This is a genomic window from Crossiella cryophila (assembly GCF_014204915.1).
Lineage (GTDB): Bacteria > Actinomycetota > Actinomycetes > Mycobacteriales > Pseudonocardiaceae > Crossiella > Crossiella cryophila.
Genome location: NZ_JACHMH010000001.1, coordinates 1,265,818 through 1,280,573 on the forward strand (window position 1 = coordinate 1,265,818; position 14,756 = coordinate 1,280,573).

The 14,756-nt window shown below is 70.3% G+C and carries 16 protein-coding genes; 15 read left to right on the top strand and 1 reads right to left on the bottom strand.

Annotation, left to right across the window (positions count from 1 at the left end; all coding sequences use genetic code 11):
* The first annotated feature begins 20 nt into the window (after positions 1 to 20).
* The 12 genes from HNR67_RS05945 to HNR67_RS06000 all read left to right on the top strand — a co-directional run bounded on the left by HNR67_RS05945 (position 21) and on the right by HNR67_RS06000 (position 10,964).
* Positions 21 to 1,277, top strand: a complete 1,257-nt coding sequence (locus HNR67_RS05945) for a sensor histidine kinase (protein WP_185001100.1) — start codon at positions 21 to 23, stop codon at positions 1,275 to 1,277.
* Between the two features lie 37 nt (positions 1,278 to 1,314).
* On the top strand, positions 1,315 to 2,148 hold the full coding sequence (locus tag HNR67_RS05950) for a S49 family peptidase (RefSeq protein WP_185001101.1): 834 nt from the start codon (positions 1,315 to 1,317) through the stop codon (positions 2,146 to 2,148).
* A gap of 92 nt (positions 2,149 to 2,240) precedes the next feature.
* A complete protein-coding gene (locus HNR67_RS05955; protein ID WP_185001102.1) occupies positions 2,241 to 2,660 on the top strand; it encodes an aminotransferase class V-fold PLP-dependent enzyme in 420 nt (139 codons plus the stop codon).
* Positions 2,661 to 2,871: 211 nt separating this feature from the next.
* Positions 2,872 to 3,657, top strand: a complete 786-nt coding sequence (locus tag HNR67_RS05960) for a LytR/AlgR family response regulator transcription factor (protein ID WP_185001103.1) — start codon at positions 2,872 to 2,874, stop codon at positions 3,655 to 3,657.
* Positions 3,654 to 4,064, top strand: coding sequence for a hypothetical protein (locus HNR67_RS05965; RefSeq protein ID WP_221489785.1), 411 nt, complete (start codon positions 3,654 to 3,656; stop codon positions 4,062 to 4,064). Before HNR67_RS05960 ends, HNR67_RS05965 begins: the two co-directional genes overlap by 4 nt.
* Before the next feature lie 12 nt (positions 4,065 to 4,076).
* Positions 4,077 to 5,867 (top strand): sodium/solute symporter, encoded by a 1,791-nt coding sequence (locus HNR67_RS05970; RefSeq protein WP_185001104.1) that lies wholly within the window; start codon positions 4,077 to 4,079, stop codon positions 5,865 to 5,867.
* A gap of 193 nt (positions 5,868 to 6,060) precedes the next feature.
* A complete protein-coding gene (locus HNR67_RS05975) occupies positions 6,061 to 6,411 on the top strand; it encodes a DUF485 domain-containing protein (protein WP_185001105.1) in 351 nt (116 codons plus the stop codon).
* A complete protein-coding gene (locus HNR67_RS05980) occupies positions 6,408 to 8,027 on the top strand; it encodes a solute symporter family protein (RefSeq protein ID WP_312986554.1) in 1,620 nt (539 codons plus the stop codon). The genes HNR67_RS05975 and HNR67_RS05980 overlap by 4 nt, the downstream gene beginning before the upstream one ends.
* A 176-nt stretch (positions 8,028 to 8,203) precedes the next feature.
* On the top strand, positions 8,204 to 8,749 hold the full coding sequence (locus HNR67_RS05985; protein ID WP_246492467.1) for a SigE family RNA polymerase sigma factor: 546 nt from the start codon (positions 8,204 to 8,206) through the stop codon (positions 8,747 to 8,749).
* A 19-nt stretch (positions 8,750 to 8,768) separates the two neighbouring features.
* Complete coding sequence (locus HNR67_RS05990; RefSeq protein ID WP_185001107.1) at positions 8,769 to 9,677, top strand: hypothetical protein; 909 nt, start codon at positions 8,769 to 8,771, stop codon at positions 9,675 to 9,677.
* 65 nt (positions 9,678 to 9,742) lie between these two features.
* On the top strand, positions 9,743 to 10,051 hold the full coding sequence (locus HNR67_RS05995; protein WP_312986557.1) for a rhodanese-like domain-containing protein: 309 nt from the start codon (positions 9,743 to 9,745) through the stop codon (positions 10,049 to 10,051).
* A gap of 4 nt (positions 10,052 to 10,055) precedes the next feature.
* The gene (locus tag HNR67_RS06000; protein ID WP_221489787.1) at positions 10,056 to 10,964 is read left to right on the top strand and encodes a DUF4328 domain-containing protein; all 909 of its coding nucleotides are present in this window, start codon (positions 10,056 to 10,058) and stop codon (positions 10,962 to 10,964) included.
* Here HNR67_RS06000 and HNR67_RS06005 read toward each other — a convergent pair.
* Positions 10,961 to 12,151 carry a cytochrome P450 gene (locus HNR67_RS06005; protein WP_185001109.1) on the bottom strand — a complete coding sequence of 397 codons (1,191 nt, stop codon included), beginning with the start codon at positions 12,149 to 12,151 and terminating at the stop codon, positions 10,961 to 10,963. The two genes, HNR67_RS06000 and HNR67_RS06005, sit on opposite strands and share 4 nt — an antisense overlap.
* A gap of 123 nt (positions 12,152 to 12,274) precedes the next feature.
* Here HNR67_RS06005 and HNR67_RS06010 point away from each other — a divergent pair, with 123 nt between their 5' ends.
* The 3 genes from HNR67_RS06010 (at position 12,275) to HNR67_RS06020 (ending at position 14,742) form a co-directional block, all read left to right on the top strand.
* A complete protein-coding gene (locus HNR67_RS06010; protein WP_185001110.1) occupies positions 12,275 to 13,225 on the top strand; it encodes a DUF5926 family protein in 951 nt (316 codons plus the stop codon).
* A 162-nt stretch (positions 13,226 to 13,387) separates the two neighbouring features.
* Positions 13,388 to 13,921, top strand: coding sequence for a SigE family RNA polymerase sigma factor (locus HNR67_RS06015; protein WP_312986560.1), 534 nt, complete (start codon positions 13,388 to 13,390; stop codon positions 13,919 to 13,921).
* Positions 13,918 to 14,742: a hypothetical protein gene (locus HNR67_RS06020; protein WP_185001112.1), complete on the top strand. Its 825-nt coding sequence runs from the start codon at positions 13,918 to 13,920 to the stop codon at positions 14,740 to 14,742. Before HNR67_RS06015 ends, HNR67_RS06020 begins: the two co-directional genes overlap by 4 nt.
* Positions 14,743 to 14,756 lie beyond the last annotated feature (14 nt).

Genomic DNA, 14,756 nt, shown 5'->3' on the forward strand with positions numbered 1-14,756 from the left:
TTCAGCATCCTGGGCCCAGCATGGACGCCGTGGGTGAACTGCTCACTGAGCGATCGGCCATGGCGGTCCTGGCGGGTATCGCCGTTCTCGCCGCCTTTGTCCTGCTGTGCCGGGCACGGCGGGTCAGCACCTCGATGGAGGACGCGACGCTGACCGCCCTGCACCGGGTGACTGATGCTGCCCCGACCCTGCGCGAGGGCCTGTCGGTGCGGTCGGCTGATGAGCTGACCCCGCACCTGAAGGAGATGCTCGGGTGTGTGGCGGTCGCACTCACCGACGGGGACGGCGAAGTGCTGTCCTGGGCCGGTGAGGCGAACTACCACTACGAGGACCTGCGTCCCACCGTGGAGAAGGCGATCATCCATCGCACCACCGAGACCACGAGTCACGGGATGATGGACTGCGACGTCAACAAGTGCGCGCTGCGGCACGCGATCGTGGCGCCGCTGGAGGTCGACGGGATCATGGTCGGCTCGCTGCTGGTGGCCTCCGCGGTCGGCGGCCGCAGGCTGTCCAGGGCGGCCGAGGTGGGCTCGCGCTACATCACCACGCACCTGGAGCTGGCCGAGCTGGAGGAGTCCCGCTCCCGGCTGGCCATCGCCGAGGTCCGCGCGCTGCGTGCGCAGATCTCCCCGCACTTCCTGTACAACGCGCTGACCACGATCTCCTCGCTGGTGCGCACCGATCAGGAACAGGCGCGGGACCTGCTGCTCGACTTCGCCGACTTCACCCGGTACTCCTTCCGCACCGCCGGGGAGTTCACCACCCTCGGCGAGGAGCTGCACAACGTCGAGCGCTACCTGACCCTGGAGCGGGCCCGCTACGGCGACGCGCTCAACGCGCAGGTGCGCATCGCACCCGAGGTGCTCTCCGTCGCGGTGCCGTTCCTGACCCTGCAGCCGTTGGTGGAGAACGCGGTCCGGCACGGCCTGGCGAACAAGCCGGGCGGTGGCACGGTCACCGTGGTGGCCGCGGACAACGGGGCCGAGGCCACCATCAGCGTCGAGGACGACGGCGTCGGCATGGACCCCGAGCGGCTGTCCCAGGACCTGAACTCGCACTTCACCGGCGCGCACGTGGGCATCAACAACATCGACCACCGGCTGCGCTCCTTCTTCGGCAACGACTACGGCCTGGTCGTGGAGACCAACCTGGGCGCGGGCACGAAGATCAGCATGCGGGTCCCGAAGTTCACCGCGGGCGTGCACGCGCCGCCGCCGACCTGGCCGGATGCGGTGGGGCGCAAGCAGGAGGAAGCCCACCAGGCCGCCGGCTGAGCAGGCGTGCGGAAGGTTTTTCCGTAGGCTCGGCACCATGAACGTCGCGGAGCGGCTGGCCAAGAAACTGCCCATGATCAGCGGGAGCGTGGACCGCTCGCCCGTCGTCGCCGTGGTCCGGCTGCACGGGGTGATCAGCCCGACCCCGTCGCCACTGGCCAGGAACACGATCAACATCAACACGATGGAATCCGCGCTGCACCGCGCCTTCGGCCACGACCGGCTGGTCGGCGTGGCGCTGGCGATCAACTCCCCCGGCGGCGCCCCCACCCAGTCCGCGCTGGTGGCCGACCGGATCCGGGAACTGGCCGCCAGCAAGAAGGTGCCCGTACTGGCCTTCTGCGAGGACGTGGTGGCCTCCGGCGGCTACTGGCTGGCCTGCGCCGCCGACGAGATCTACGCCCACGCCACCTCCCTGGTCGGCTCCATCGGCGTGGTCAGCTCCAGCTTCGGCCTGCACGGCGTGCTCGACCGCCTCGGCATCGAACGCCGCGTGCACACCGCGGGCGAGAACAAGGTCCGCCTCGACCCGTTCAGCCCGGAGAAGGCCGAGGACGTGGAATGGCTCAAGGGCCTGCAGGCCCGGCTGCACACCCGCTTCGGTGAATGGGTGACCGAACGCCGTGGGGCAAAACTCAATGGCGGCCCCGACGAGCTTTTCACCGGCGAGGTGTGGCTGGGCGACCAGGCGGCGGAACTCGGTCTGGTCGACGGCATTGGCACTTTGCGCGGTGTGGTGAAGAAACGCTGGCCGGACGCGGAGATCGCGATGGTCGAACCGCGCCGGCCGCTGCTGGCCCGGCTGGGCATCGGCGGCGCGGCCATCGAGGCGCTGGAACACCGGGCGATGTGGTCGCGTTTCGGGCTGTGAGCGCCGGGGCCGGGTGATTGTGCAGTCCTGCTGATTCGCGCACACAACACCGCACATCTTTCCGGCCCGCTTTTTGCTCCTACGCTGAGAAAATGAGCGCTGCGCCGAAGGGGACCACCGGCTCCGGCCTGCTGGCCGCACTGGCAGGCAAGGGCGATCTGATCGTGCTGGACCAGGCCGCGCACGGCGGTCTGGTCCGCGGCGCCAGGGCATCCGGCGCCGAACTGCGCCACTACCCGCACCGGGACTATGCCGCGCTGGACGAGCTGCTCGCCGAATCGGTGCTGGCCGGGCGGACCGTGCTGGTCGGCATCATGGGGGAGTACCGGCTGACCGGCGAGGTGGAGAACGTCGCCAAGATCGCCGAGATAGCGCGGGCGCACCGGGCACGGACTGTGCTCGAGGACAGCGGTGCGGCCCAGCGCGGACTGCCGCCGGACGCGGTGGACATCCAGCTTGGCGGCTGGCCCGGCGGGGGGATGTTGAACTCGGAGTTTGATCACTGTGGGTGATACTGTCGGCACGAGCAGATGACCTGAGTGGGTTGATCTTTCCCACGACGCGTCACCGCGCATTGACTCGCTCGTTCAAGCCAAGTAATAGCTGAGCGATCAACAGCGTCACCCCGTTGGCGGGTGGCTCGCTCGTGGACAGTCGGCACCACGTATCGGCAGGATTAACCTCACTGTGAGTACCAACGGCAGCCCCCCCGGACTCATCGTCATGGCGGTCGACGATGAGCCCAAGAACCTGGACGAATTGTGTTACCTGCTGCGGCAGAACCCCAGGGTGCGTCGGGTTCTGGAGGCTTCGGACGCGCTGGAGGCGTTGCGCATCATCCGGGGCCAGGATCCGGAGCTGCAGCAGCGGATCGCCGCCGGGCTGCCCGCGGTGGACGCGGTCTTCGCCGACATCCAGATGCCCGGGTTGTCCGGGGTGGAGATGGCCACCGTGATCACCGGGCTGAAGGACGCGCCCGCGCTGGTCTTCGTCACCGGGCACGGTGACCACGCGCTGGCCGCCTACAACCTGGGGGCGCTGGACTACATCAGCAAACCGCCGAACCCGGAGCGGCTGGAGCGGGTGCTGCGGCTGATCGAGCGCACCTCCATGGCCACCATGGCCCCGCCCGCGGAGGAGCCAGCTGACGAGGAGGTCATCCCGGTCGAGCTGGCAGGCACCACCAAGCTGATCCCGCGGGCCGCGGTGCGTTACGTGGAGGCCCAGGGCGACTACGCCCGCCTGCACACCGCCGAGGGCAGTCACCTGGTGCGGATCCCGCTGGCCCAGCTCGAGGAACGCTGGGGGGACGCCGGGTTCGTCCGCATCCACCGCTCCTACCTGGTCGCCATGGGGCTGATCACCGAGCTGAAGATGGCCACCTCCGGCTACACCGTGCGGGTGGGCAGCGGGGACGACGCGGTCGAGCTGCCGGTCAGCCGCAGGCACACCAGGGAACTCAAGGACCGGCTGGTCCGCTCGCCGAAGAACAACTGGGGTCATCGGTGACCCAGCCCGGCCCGCCGGAGGACGAGGGGGCCGAGCAGGAGGCGGAACGGCGGCGACGCCGGGTCAAGGTGGTGCTCGCCGAGCGGCGGGGCGCGCGCAAGGTCGTGCGCACCATGGTGCACATCGAGCAGCAGACCCAGATCGGCGAGCAGGTGGTGCGGGTGCTCATCCGCAAGCAGCTCACCGTCGCGGTCACCCTCGCGGTGATCACCGCGGTGGCCCTGGGTAGCCTGCCCCTGCTGTTCGCGCTGTTCCCGGCGGTGGCCTCGGCGACCCTGCTCGGGGTCCGGCTGCCGTGGCTGTTGCTCGGCGCGGCCGCCTACCCGCTGCTGATCGGCGTGGGCGCGCTCTACAACCGCGTGGTCGAGCGCAACGAGAAGGACTTCATCGACATGGTCGAGAACTAGGAGCCCCGGGACTTGGGGCCCAACGAGTGGTCGCTCGTCGGCGTGGTGCTGGCCGTGCTGGCCACCCTCGCCCTGGGCTTCGTCGCCTCCTGGCGCTCCAAGACCACCTCGGATTTCCTCGTCGCCTCCCGCGGGGTCAAGGCCAGCAACAACGCCGCCGCGATCTCCGGTGAGTACCTCTCCGCCGCCTCCTTCCTCGGCGTGGCCAGCCTGGTCTTCCGGGACGGGCCGGACGCGCTCTGGTACCCGGTCGGCTTCACCGCCGGCTACCTGTCGCTGCTGCTGTTCGTGGCCGCGCCGCTGCGCCGCTCCGGCGCCTACACCGTGCCCGACTTCGCCGAGGCCCGGCTGGGCTCGCCGCACCTGCGCAGGCTGTCCACCTGGGTGGTCATGCTCATCGGCTGGCTCTACCTGGTGCCGCAGTTCCAGGGCGCCGGGCTGACCTTCTCCACGGTGACCCAGCTGCCTGCCTGGATCGGGGTGGCCGGGGTGGCGCTGGTGGTGGTGATCAACGTGGTCGGCGGCGGCATGCGCGCGATCACCATGGTGCAGGCCTTCCAGTACTACCTGAAGCTGCTGGCCATCTCGCTGCCCGCGTTCCTGCTGGTGATCGTCTTCCTCAACGACGACCGGCCGCAGCGGGCGCTGAACGAGCCGCTGCCGCCGACCTTCCCCACCGACACCGTGGTCACGGTGAGCACCCCGGTCCGGGTGCAGGTGGTCGAGGGGGTCCGGCTGGAGGCATACGGCACGGTGGACGGCGCGCCTGCCAAGGGCGAGGCCATCTGGGGGCCCGGCACCCCGCACGACATCGGCGCGGACACCAAGCTGCACTTCACGGCCGGTACCGCGGTGCCGGTGGTCAAGGGCTCGCCGGTGCGCAACGAGGACTGGCTGCGGCCGCAGCAGGCCGACGGCAACGGGATGAGCCTGTTCAAGATCTACTCGCTGATCTTCGCGACCTTCCTTGGCACCATGGGCCTGCCGCACATCCTGGTCCGCTTCTACACCAACCCTGATGGCAGGGCGGCCCGCCGGACCACGCTGTACGTGCTGATCCTGCTCGGCGCGTTCTACCTGTTCCCGACCATCCTGGGCGCGCTGTCCAGGCTGTACGTGCCGCAGCTGCTGGTCACCGGCAAGACCGATGTGGCGATCCTGCTGCTGCCCACCGCGATGCTGGACAACTGGCTGGGCAAGCTGCTGGCCGCGCTGGTCGCCGCTGGCGCCTTCGCCGCCTTCCTCTCCACCGCCTCGGGGCTGGTGGTCAGCGTGGCCGGGGTGCTGTTCACCGACGTGCTGGCCGGGCGGTTCAAGGACTTCCGGCTGGCCGCGCTGCTGGCCGGGGCGTTGCCGCTGGGCATGGCGCTGATGGCGGCCTCGCTGGATGTCTCCCAGGCGGTGAGCCTGGCGCTGGCCACCGCCGCGTCCACGTTCTGCCCGTTGCTGGTGCTGGGCATCTGGTGGCGTGGGCTGACCTCGGTCGGCGCCGCCGCGGGCATGATCGCCGGCGGTGGGCTGACCCTGCTGACCACGATCCTGAACTTCGTCAGCGCGAGCACCGGCGGCTGGGCCGCGGTGCCGCTGCTGCAGCAGCCTGCCGCGGTCACCGTGCCGGTGGCGTTCGTGACCATGGTGGTGGTGAGCAAGCTGTCCCGGCGGCGGATGCCGCCGGATGTCTCCCAGATCATGCTGCGGCTGCACGCCCCGGATCGGCTCGGTTTCACCAAGGACCGGGAGGTGCAGAAGTACGGCACCCCGGAGGAGAAGGCCCGGCAGTCCACGGGCCGTCACCGAAGTTGAACCAACTTCACCGAGGAGTGACGCTGTGTCACTCGATCGGATGACATCCGACCGTCGAGCCACTTAACGTGCAATCACTACCGTTTATCGCCTAACCCGACTGTTGGTCGCAGTCCCTCGTTCGAGCCTTGGTCGAGTGACCTGGGTCTCTACTAACGTCCCGGTCCAACACCCCCAGCGAGGAGGCCGGATCGTGAGTACCACCGAGCGGCCGCAGACGGGCGGAGCGCCAGACCCGGAAGTCTGGAGCGCTGTCCAGTCCGGCCCTGAATTCGCCGAACTACGTCGGCGGCTACGCAGGTTCGTGTTCCCGATGACCGTGCTGTTCCTCAGCTGGTACCTGGTCTACGTGCTGTTAGCCGACTACGCGCACGGTTTCATGAGCACCAAGCTGACCGGCAACATCACCGTCGGTCTGGTGCTCGGCCTGCTGCAGTTCGTGTCCACCTTCCTGATCACCACCCTCTACGTCCGGCACGCCAACAAGCACCTGGACCCGGCGGCCGAGCGGATCAGGGAACAGATCGAAGGGGGCGACAAGTGAGCGCGCCGATCACCCTGGCCCAGGCCGCGACCGGCTCGCCCGCACTCAACATCAGCATCTTCGCCGGCTTCGTGGTGATCACGCTGATCGTGGTGTTCCGGGCGAGCAAGAACACCAAGTCCGCCGCGGACTACTACGCCGCGGGCCGGGCCTTCACCGGACCGCAGAACGGCATCGCGATCGCCGGTGACTACCTGTCCGCGGCCTCCTTCCTGGGCATCGCGGGCGCCATCGCGGTCTACGGCTACGACGGCTTCCTGTACTCCATCGGCTTCCTGGTGGCATGGCTGGTGGCGTTGCTGCTGGTCGCGGAGCTGCTGCGGAACACGGGCAAGTACACGATGGCCGACGTGCTCAGCTTCCGGATGAAGCAGAAGCCGGTGCGCACCGCGGCCGCGCTGTCCACGCTGGCGGTCTCCTTCTTCTACCTGCTGGCCCAGATGGCCGGCGCGGGCGGCCTGGTCGCCCTGCTGCTGGGCATCAAGGACAGCTGGGGCCAGGCCATCGTGATCGCCATCGTCGGCGCGCTGATGATCCTGTACGTGCTGATCGGCGGCATGAAGGGCACTACCTGGGTGCAGATCATCAAGGCGGTGCTGCTGATCATCGGCGCCGGCGTGATGACCCTGTGGGTGCTGGGCATGTACGGCTTCAACCTCTCCGCGCTGCTCGGCGCGGCGGTGGAGAACAGCCCCAAGGTCGGCGAGAAGCTGCTCGGCCCCGGCCTGCAGTACGGCAAGAGCGGGCTGACCCAGCTCGACTTCGTCTCGCTCGGCCTCGCGCTGGTGCTGGGCACCGCCGGCCTGCCGCACATCCTGATGCGCTTCTACACCGTGCCAACGGCCAAGGAGGCCCGCCGCTCGGTGGTCTGGTCGATCTGGCTGATCGGCATCTTCTACCTGTTCACCCTGGTGCTGGGCTACGGCGCGGCGGCCCTGGTCGGACCGGACAAGATCCTGGCCGCACCCGGCAAGGCCAACTCGGCGGCGCCGCTGCTGGCCTTCGAGATCGGCGGCACGCTGCTGCTGGGCTTCATCGCCGCGGTCGCCTTCGCCACCATCCTGGCGGTGGTCGCGGGGCTGACCATCACGGCATCGGCCTCCTTCGCCCACGACATCTACGCCAACGTGATCAAGAACGGCCAGGTGGACGACAAGGACGCCGAGGTCAAGGTGGCCAGGCGGACCGCGGTGGTGATCGGCATCGTGTCGATCCTGGGCGGCATCCTGGCCAACGGGCAGAACATCGCCTTCCTGGTGGCGCTGGCCTTCGCGGTGGCGGCATCGGCGAACCTGCCGACCATCCTGTACTCGCTGTTCTGGAAGCGGTTCAACACCACCGGCGCGCTGTGGAGCATCTACGGCGGCCTTGGCAGCACGGTGTTGCTGATCGTCTTCTCGCCGGTGGTCTCCGGCCGGGACAACTCGATGATCTCCGGGGTGGACTTCCACCTGTTCCCGTTGGACAACCCCGGCATCGTCTCCATCCCGCTGGCCTTCCTGCTCGGCTACCTGGGCACGGTCCTGAGCAAGGACCCAGGAAACGACGCCAAGTACGCCGAGATGGAGGTCCGCGCACTCACCGGCGCGGGCGCCGAGAAGGCGACGCAGCACTGAGTTATTGATCTACAAGAGGGCGGTCTCCCCAGGTGGGAGGCCGCTTTTCTTGTGTCACAGACTTTGTGACATTTCGTGACAGGAACTGCACAGACTTCGCCAGGTTCCCGATGCAACCCTTGTTTCCTCCCCGGCGTATAGGCAGCAGACCGGGCAGTTCACGAGGAGGCAGGAGCTTGGCGCGACGCGATGACGGCTTCGCCGAGTTCTTCGCTGCCCGGTTCGACGCGGCGCGGCGGATCGGGTACGCGCTCTGCGGGAACTGGTCGGAGGCCGAGGAACTGGCGCAGACCGCGTTCGTGCGGGTCTACGCCCGCTGGCCCAAGGTGCACCGGGAGACCGCGGACGCCTACCTGCGCACGGTGCTCACCAGGGCCTTCCTGGACACCAAGCGCCGGGGCCGGGCCCGCGAGCACGCGGTGGCCGAGGTGCCCGACCAGCCGGTGGAACCCGACCACGGGGCCGCGGAGGACCGGGCCGCGCTCACCGCGGCCCTGCAGCAGGTGCCGCCGCGTCAGCGCGCGGTGCTGGTGCTGCGGTTCATCCAGGACCTCTCGGTGGAACAGGTGGCCGAGGCACTGGGGTGCACCACCGGAACGGTGAAGAGTCAGACCGCGCGCGGCCTGCAGACGCTGCGGGCCGCCTACCATGCCGCCAACGGCACCGACGGGGCGTCCGAACCTGGCCAGACCCCGCCGCCGCTGTTGTCGGCCGGGCGCTGAAAGTGGAGGTACGGAGGCGGTGAACGAGATGTGGCACGACGAGCAGGACGTGCGGAACGCGCTCCAGCGGGTCGTGGACACACCCGCGCCCGCGGTACGCACCGACGTGGCCGAGGTGATCCGGCGTGGCAAGCGCCGGGTGCTGGTCAATCGGATCGGCGCGGTGACCGGGGTGGTGGTGGCGGTCGGCGTCATCGGCCTCGGCGCGACCGCGATCTCGGGCAGCCTGTTCAACGGCGACCACACCGCGTTGCCGCCGGCCGCGACCAGCAGCGCGCCGTCGACCAGCAAGCAACCCGCGCTGGACCTGCCGGGCTGGACCCAGCTGGACTCCCCGACGGCCACCAGCCTGCCGGACTCCACGCCGACCAGCGCGGTCAAGACGCCGCAGCAGTACTGCACCGGCCCGCAGACCCCGCCGGCCAACGGCCGCGCGATCCTGCCGGAGGACCGCTACCTGCCCGCCTTCGTCGAGTCGGTCAGCAAGACCGTCGGCGAGCGGGTCAAGGTGAGCTTCCAGAACTACGTCAACGCCAACCGCGGCCACCTCGCGGTGGTCGTGCCCGGCAAGGGCACCCCCGGCACGGTGCGGCTGGAGGCCGGGCGCTTCGGCGGGCCGCCCTCGCTGGCCGCGGAGTCCTACCGGTACAGCTCCGGCGTCGGCTGCCAGGAACCGCTGCGCCGGATCCGCCCGGACGGCGCGGTGCTGCAGCTGTTCCAGGACGAGGACTACGGCGGCAAGCAGCCGACCCGCCGGATCGGCGTGTACACGCCCAACGGCCGCTTCTACAACGTCACGGTCACCGCGGGCTCGCTCACCGGCGACGGCTCCCCGATCCCCACCGACAAGGAGGTCGGCGTGGCCGGCCTGGTGCTCAGCCGGGAACAGGTGGTCCAGATCGGCGAGGCAATGGCCGACCTCGGCTGAGTTCACGCTGCCGCCACACCTGGCCGTGGGACTATCGACAGGTGAACCCGTCTCAGGTGCCTTCGGTGGCAGCGCACGAGGTCCCGCAGGACGCCTACCTGCTTGATGTCCGCGAGGACGACGAGTGGGCGGCCGGGCACGCCGAGGGCGCCAAGCACATCCCGATGGGCGAGGTGGTGGCTCGCCTGGACGAGCTGGCCAATGACGGGGTGGTGCACGTGATCTGCCGCGCGGGTGGCCGCTCGGCCAGGGTCACCGCCTACCTCAACTCCAACGGCTGGGACGCGATCAACGTCGACGGCGGCATGCAGCTCTGGCAGGCCGCCGGTCGTCCGCTGGTCGCCGAGTCCGGCGCCGAACCGACGGTGATCTGAGCGCATGCAGCCAATGCAGCCGATGCGGGTGGACTGGGTGGCCAGTCCGCCCGTTCCGCTGCGCCCGTACCGGTCCCGGCGCCCGGACCCGCACTACTCCGGCCCGCCCGCCTACCCGGCCCCGCCGCGCTGGGGCTTCCCGGCGCTGACCTGGCGCTGGCCCACCACGGTGCCCGGCGCGGACAAGCCGGTGGCCCAGCCGGTTGACCGGATGCGGGCGCTGGCAGGCAGCGCGGTGCCGTTGCTCTGGATCACCGGCGTGGCCGCCGCGTTCACCGCGGGGGCCGAACTGCTGCGCTACATCCTGCTGCTGGTCAGCCGGGACGCGGTGCTGCCTGCCGGACTGCTGCACACCTCCGACGCGCTGGTGGTCACCGGTGGCGTGGTCGCCCCGGTGAGCGCGGCGCTGGCCGCGCTGGTCGGCATCCTGTGGCTGCTGCGGGCCCGCCAGGTCGCCGGTGAACTCACCAGCACCCGCCCGGACCGGCCGAACTGGCAGGTCGTGGCCGGGGTGCTGGTCCCTGGGGTGAACCTGGTGCTGCCGGGGGCGACCCTGGCCGAGCTGGAGCACACCATCCTGGGCAGGCCCAGCGCGGAGCGGCCCCGGCCCTCCCGCGAGCTGCTGCACTGGTGGGGCTGGTGGGCGGCCAGTCTGCTGGCCTCCGGGATCACCCTGCTCTGGTCGCTGCGGGCAGGCGTGCAGGCCCAGGCCGACGGCGTGCTGTGGCACCTGCTGGCCGACGCCCTGGTCGCGGTGGTGGCCATCCGCTCGGTCCGGCTGCTCAAGCGGTACAACGCGCTGCTGGCCCCGGTGAACCCGGCCAGCGTGCAGCGCTACGAGCTGATCAGCGTCCGCGGCGCGGACCTGCCCGAGCTGCCCCGCCGCGAACGCCCGAAGGACGCCGTCCGCTAGGCGGTGACCGGCAGCGTGTGCAGGCCGCGGATCACGAACTCCGAGCGGCGTTCCGGCTCACCGGCCAAGGCCAGTTCCGGCAGCCTGCGGCGCAGCGCGTCCAGGATCGCGGTGACCTCGACCCTGGCCAGTGGCGCGCCGAGGCAGTAGTGGATGCCGGCGCCGAAACCCAGGTGTGGGTTGGGGGAGCGGCCCAGGTCGAGCTGGTCCGGATTGGTGAAGACCTCCGGGTCGCGGGCTGCCGAGCCGAGCAGCGCGGCGATCTTCTCACCGGGCCGCAGCCGGTAACCGGCGATCTCCACCTCGGCGGTGGCGGTGCGCTCGAAGAGCTGCAGCGGCGAGTCGTACCGGATCAGCTCCTCGGCGGCACTCGGCAGCAGCTCCGGCTCGGCGACCAGGCGATCCCACTGGTCGCGGTGCCGCATCAGGGCCAGCACGCCGTTGCCGACCACGTTCACCGTGGCCTCGTGCCCGGCCATCAGCAGCAGCACCGCGGTGGCCACCAGCTCGTCGGAGGTCAGCCGCGCGCCGTCGGCGTCGGCCACCGAGACCAGGTCGCTCACCAGGTCCTCGCCCGGGTGCGCCCGGCGCTGCTCGACCAGCTCGCGCAGGTAGGCCACGAACTCCGTGGAGGCGGCCTCGGCGGCCAGCCGCTTGTCCGGCGCCAGGCCGTACTCGTACATCTTCACGATGGTGTGCGACCAGGGCAGCAGCAGATGCCGGTCCTGGGCTGGCACGCCGAGCAGTTCGGCGATCACCTCCACCGGCAGTGGCTCGGCCACCGTCTTGAGCAGGTCGGCCTGCTCGTCCACCGCGATCCGCGCGGCCAGGGTGTCCACCAGCTGGTCGGCCAGGGTGTTCACCCAGGGCCGCAGGCGTTCGGTGTGGCCGCGGGCGAAGGCGGTGGCCACCAGCCTGCGCAGCCGGGTGTGCTTGGGCGGCTCGTTCTCCAGCAACGAGTTGCGGTGCAACAGGTTGAACGCGGCGAAGTCGTCAACCGGGCAGGCGTCCTGCCAGATCCGGCCCAGCGCGCGGTGCCGCAGCAGCGCCGAGCAGGCCGAGTGCGAGACCGCCACCGCCAGGCCCAGCCCGGGATGCCAGTGCACCTCCCCCTCCGCCCGCAACTGCGCGAACCGCGGGTAGGGGTCCGCGATGAACGCGGTATCGCTGGGATCAAAGGGAAGCACGATCACCGACGGTAAGTCCTGGGCGTGTCACTCGTCCATCCGAGTGGCGGTGTCCTTGGTGGAAATACCCGTTTACCCCCCTGCTACGGTCCGGCAGATCACCAGTTTCCCTAGGAGGACCGGATGGCCAAGCGCACCGCGGCCAAGCGCAAGAACCAAGCCGCCGAGGGTGGCATCGGGCCGCGTCAGCCCTGTCCGTGTGGCTCCGGCAAGCGGTACAAGGCCTGCCACGGCGGGTCGGTGGCCGATGTCATGGTCATCCGCCCGTTCGAGGGTCTGGCGGTGGAGACCGACCTGATCGCGCTGCGTGAGTTCGTGCCATCGGCCACCGCGGTGCTGCCGCTGACCGAGGCCGGTCCGCGGCCGATCACCGTGGCCACCGTGCTGCCGATGGCCGCCGCCGCGCTGGTCCGCACCGACGGCGCCGCCTTCATCGGCCTGCAGGTGCAGACCCGCACCGGCGACATCAGCGGCGACCTGGCCCGCGCGCTGCGCTGGGCGCAGACCGCCGAGCCGGGCAACGCGCTGTCGGTGGCCCCGGCCCCGGCCGAGGGCGAGACCCTGCGGCTGCAGGACCTGCTCCAGCCCGAAGCCCGGCTGGAGGTCGAGCTGCACGCCGACTTCTCCTGGTGGATCCCGGCCGACGCCGAGCAGAACAGCGATGTGGCGCTGTCCCTTGAGCGGGCCAACGCGGCGATCATGCCCACCGAGCCGGTGCTGGCCGAGGGCGTGCACGCGGCCTACTGGGTCGACGCAGGGGACAAGGCGCACGTGCGCTGGGTCCGCCCGGAGCCGGAGGAGCGCTTGCTGGCCGCGCTGGCCCGGCTGGCCGTGCGCGGTGAGCACGACCTGGGCGAGGGCTCCCGGTACGCGGGCTCCTTCCGCGCGCACGGGCTGCTGGTGCCGGTCTGGGACGTCGACCGCGAGCAGCACTCCAAGGAATGGGCCCAGCCCACCGCCGCCCTGGGCGAGCGGCTGGCCGGGGCACTGGACTCGCTGGAGGCCGAGCCGCTCTCCGAGGCCGAGCGCCGGTCCAGGGACGGTCTGCGCGGCCGCCAGGTCACGCTCAGGTAACGGTCAAACTGGTCGTCGCGCCAGGGCAACCCTGGCGCGCGATCAGACGTGAACCTCATGTCGGGGGCCCGCGGTCGGGCCGCACTGAGGGGAGCGTCGGCGGTGGCAGCACCGGGCTGGGTGTTCGGGACGGGGGTAGGTTTCGCGCCTGCCGTCCCGAGCGTGGTGGACGTTGTGGACAGCGCGGCCGGGGGAGCCACGGTGCAGGAAGACTTCGGTGAGTTCGTCCGCATGTCCCTGCCGGGGCTGCTGCGCTACGGACACGCGCTCACCGGCAATCCGCATGACGCGGCCGACCTGGTGCAGTCGGTGCTGGAGAAGATCGGCTCGCGGTGGCGTACCGTGCTGCGGCAGTCGACCAACCCCACCGCCTACGTGCGCCGGGCGATGGCCAACACCCACGTCAGCTTCTGGCGCCGGGTGCGCAAGGAGAGCCTGGTCGCCGACCTGCCGGACGTGCAGTCCTACGAGCAGGCCGACCGGCTGGAGAACGAACCGCTGTGGCAGGCCCTGCGGGACCTGCCGCCGCGGCAGCGCGCGGTGATCGTGCTGCGGTACTACGACGGGCTTTCCGAAGCCGAGATCGCGGAGGCGCTCGGAGTGAGCAAGGGCACGGTCAAGAGTCAGACAAGCAAGGCCATGGTGACGCTGCGAGGAAAACTGGGCTCACTGGTCGGAGGAGGGGATCAACGATGAACGTCGACGACGAGCTGCGCAGGCTCTTCTCCGACGATCGGCTGGAGCTACGTCCCCTGCCGGACGCCGAGCACGCGGTGCTCACCGGGGTCAAGCGCAGGCAGCGGCGCCGCCGGGTGGCCATCGCGGCCACCGGTGCGCTGAGCGCGCTGGCCATCGTGGCAGGCACGGTCGCCGTGCTGCAGCCGGAGATGCGCAACACGGTGCAGCCGGCGGACAGCTCCACGCTGACCTTCCCGAGCACGACCGGGCCGACCGAGCAGAGCAGCACCTCTGCGGAGAGCCAGGGCGGCACCGCCAGCACCTCCAACCGCGGTGGCGTCGGCAGCGGCCAGGGCACCCCGCCCAGCTCCTCGAGCAAGCCGCCGACCTCGACCACCACGCCGAAGACCTTTGGCACCGCGCAGATCGGGCCGACCGGCTACGGCGCGCTGCGGCTGGGCATGACCAAGGAACAGGCCGAGGCCACCGGGCTGATCAAGCCCAACGCCAAGGCCGAGTCCGACTCGGGCTGCCTGGGCTATGACTACGCGGGCAAGGCCAAGCCGGCCGGCTTCTACACCGTGGTGATCTCCAAGACCAAGGGCGTGGTGCGCATCCACGGCCGCGGTGACGAGCGGACCCCGGAGGGCATCGGCGTCGGCGCGCCGGTCTCGGACTTCGACAAGGTCTACACCGATTCCGGCACCACGCACGGCGCGGTGGGCGAGCGGGTGGTGGCGGCGCCGGGCAACGCGGCGGCCAACTACTGGTTCATCATGCGGAACAACGCGGTGAGCGAGATTCGGCTCGAGCTGAAAGAGCAGGACTGTTACAAGTAAGCCCGGTCACCTAC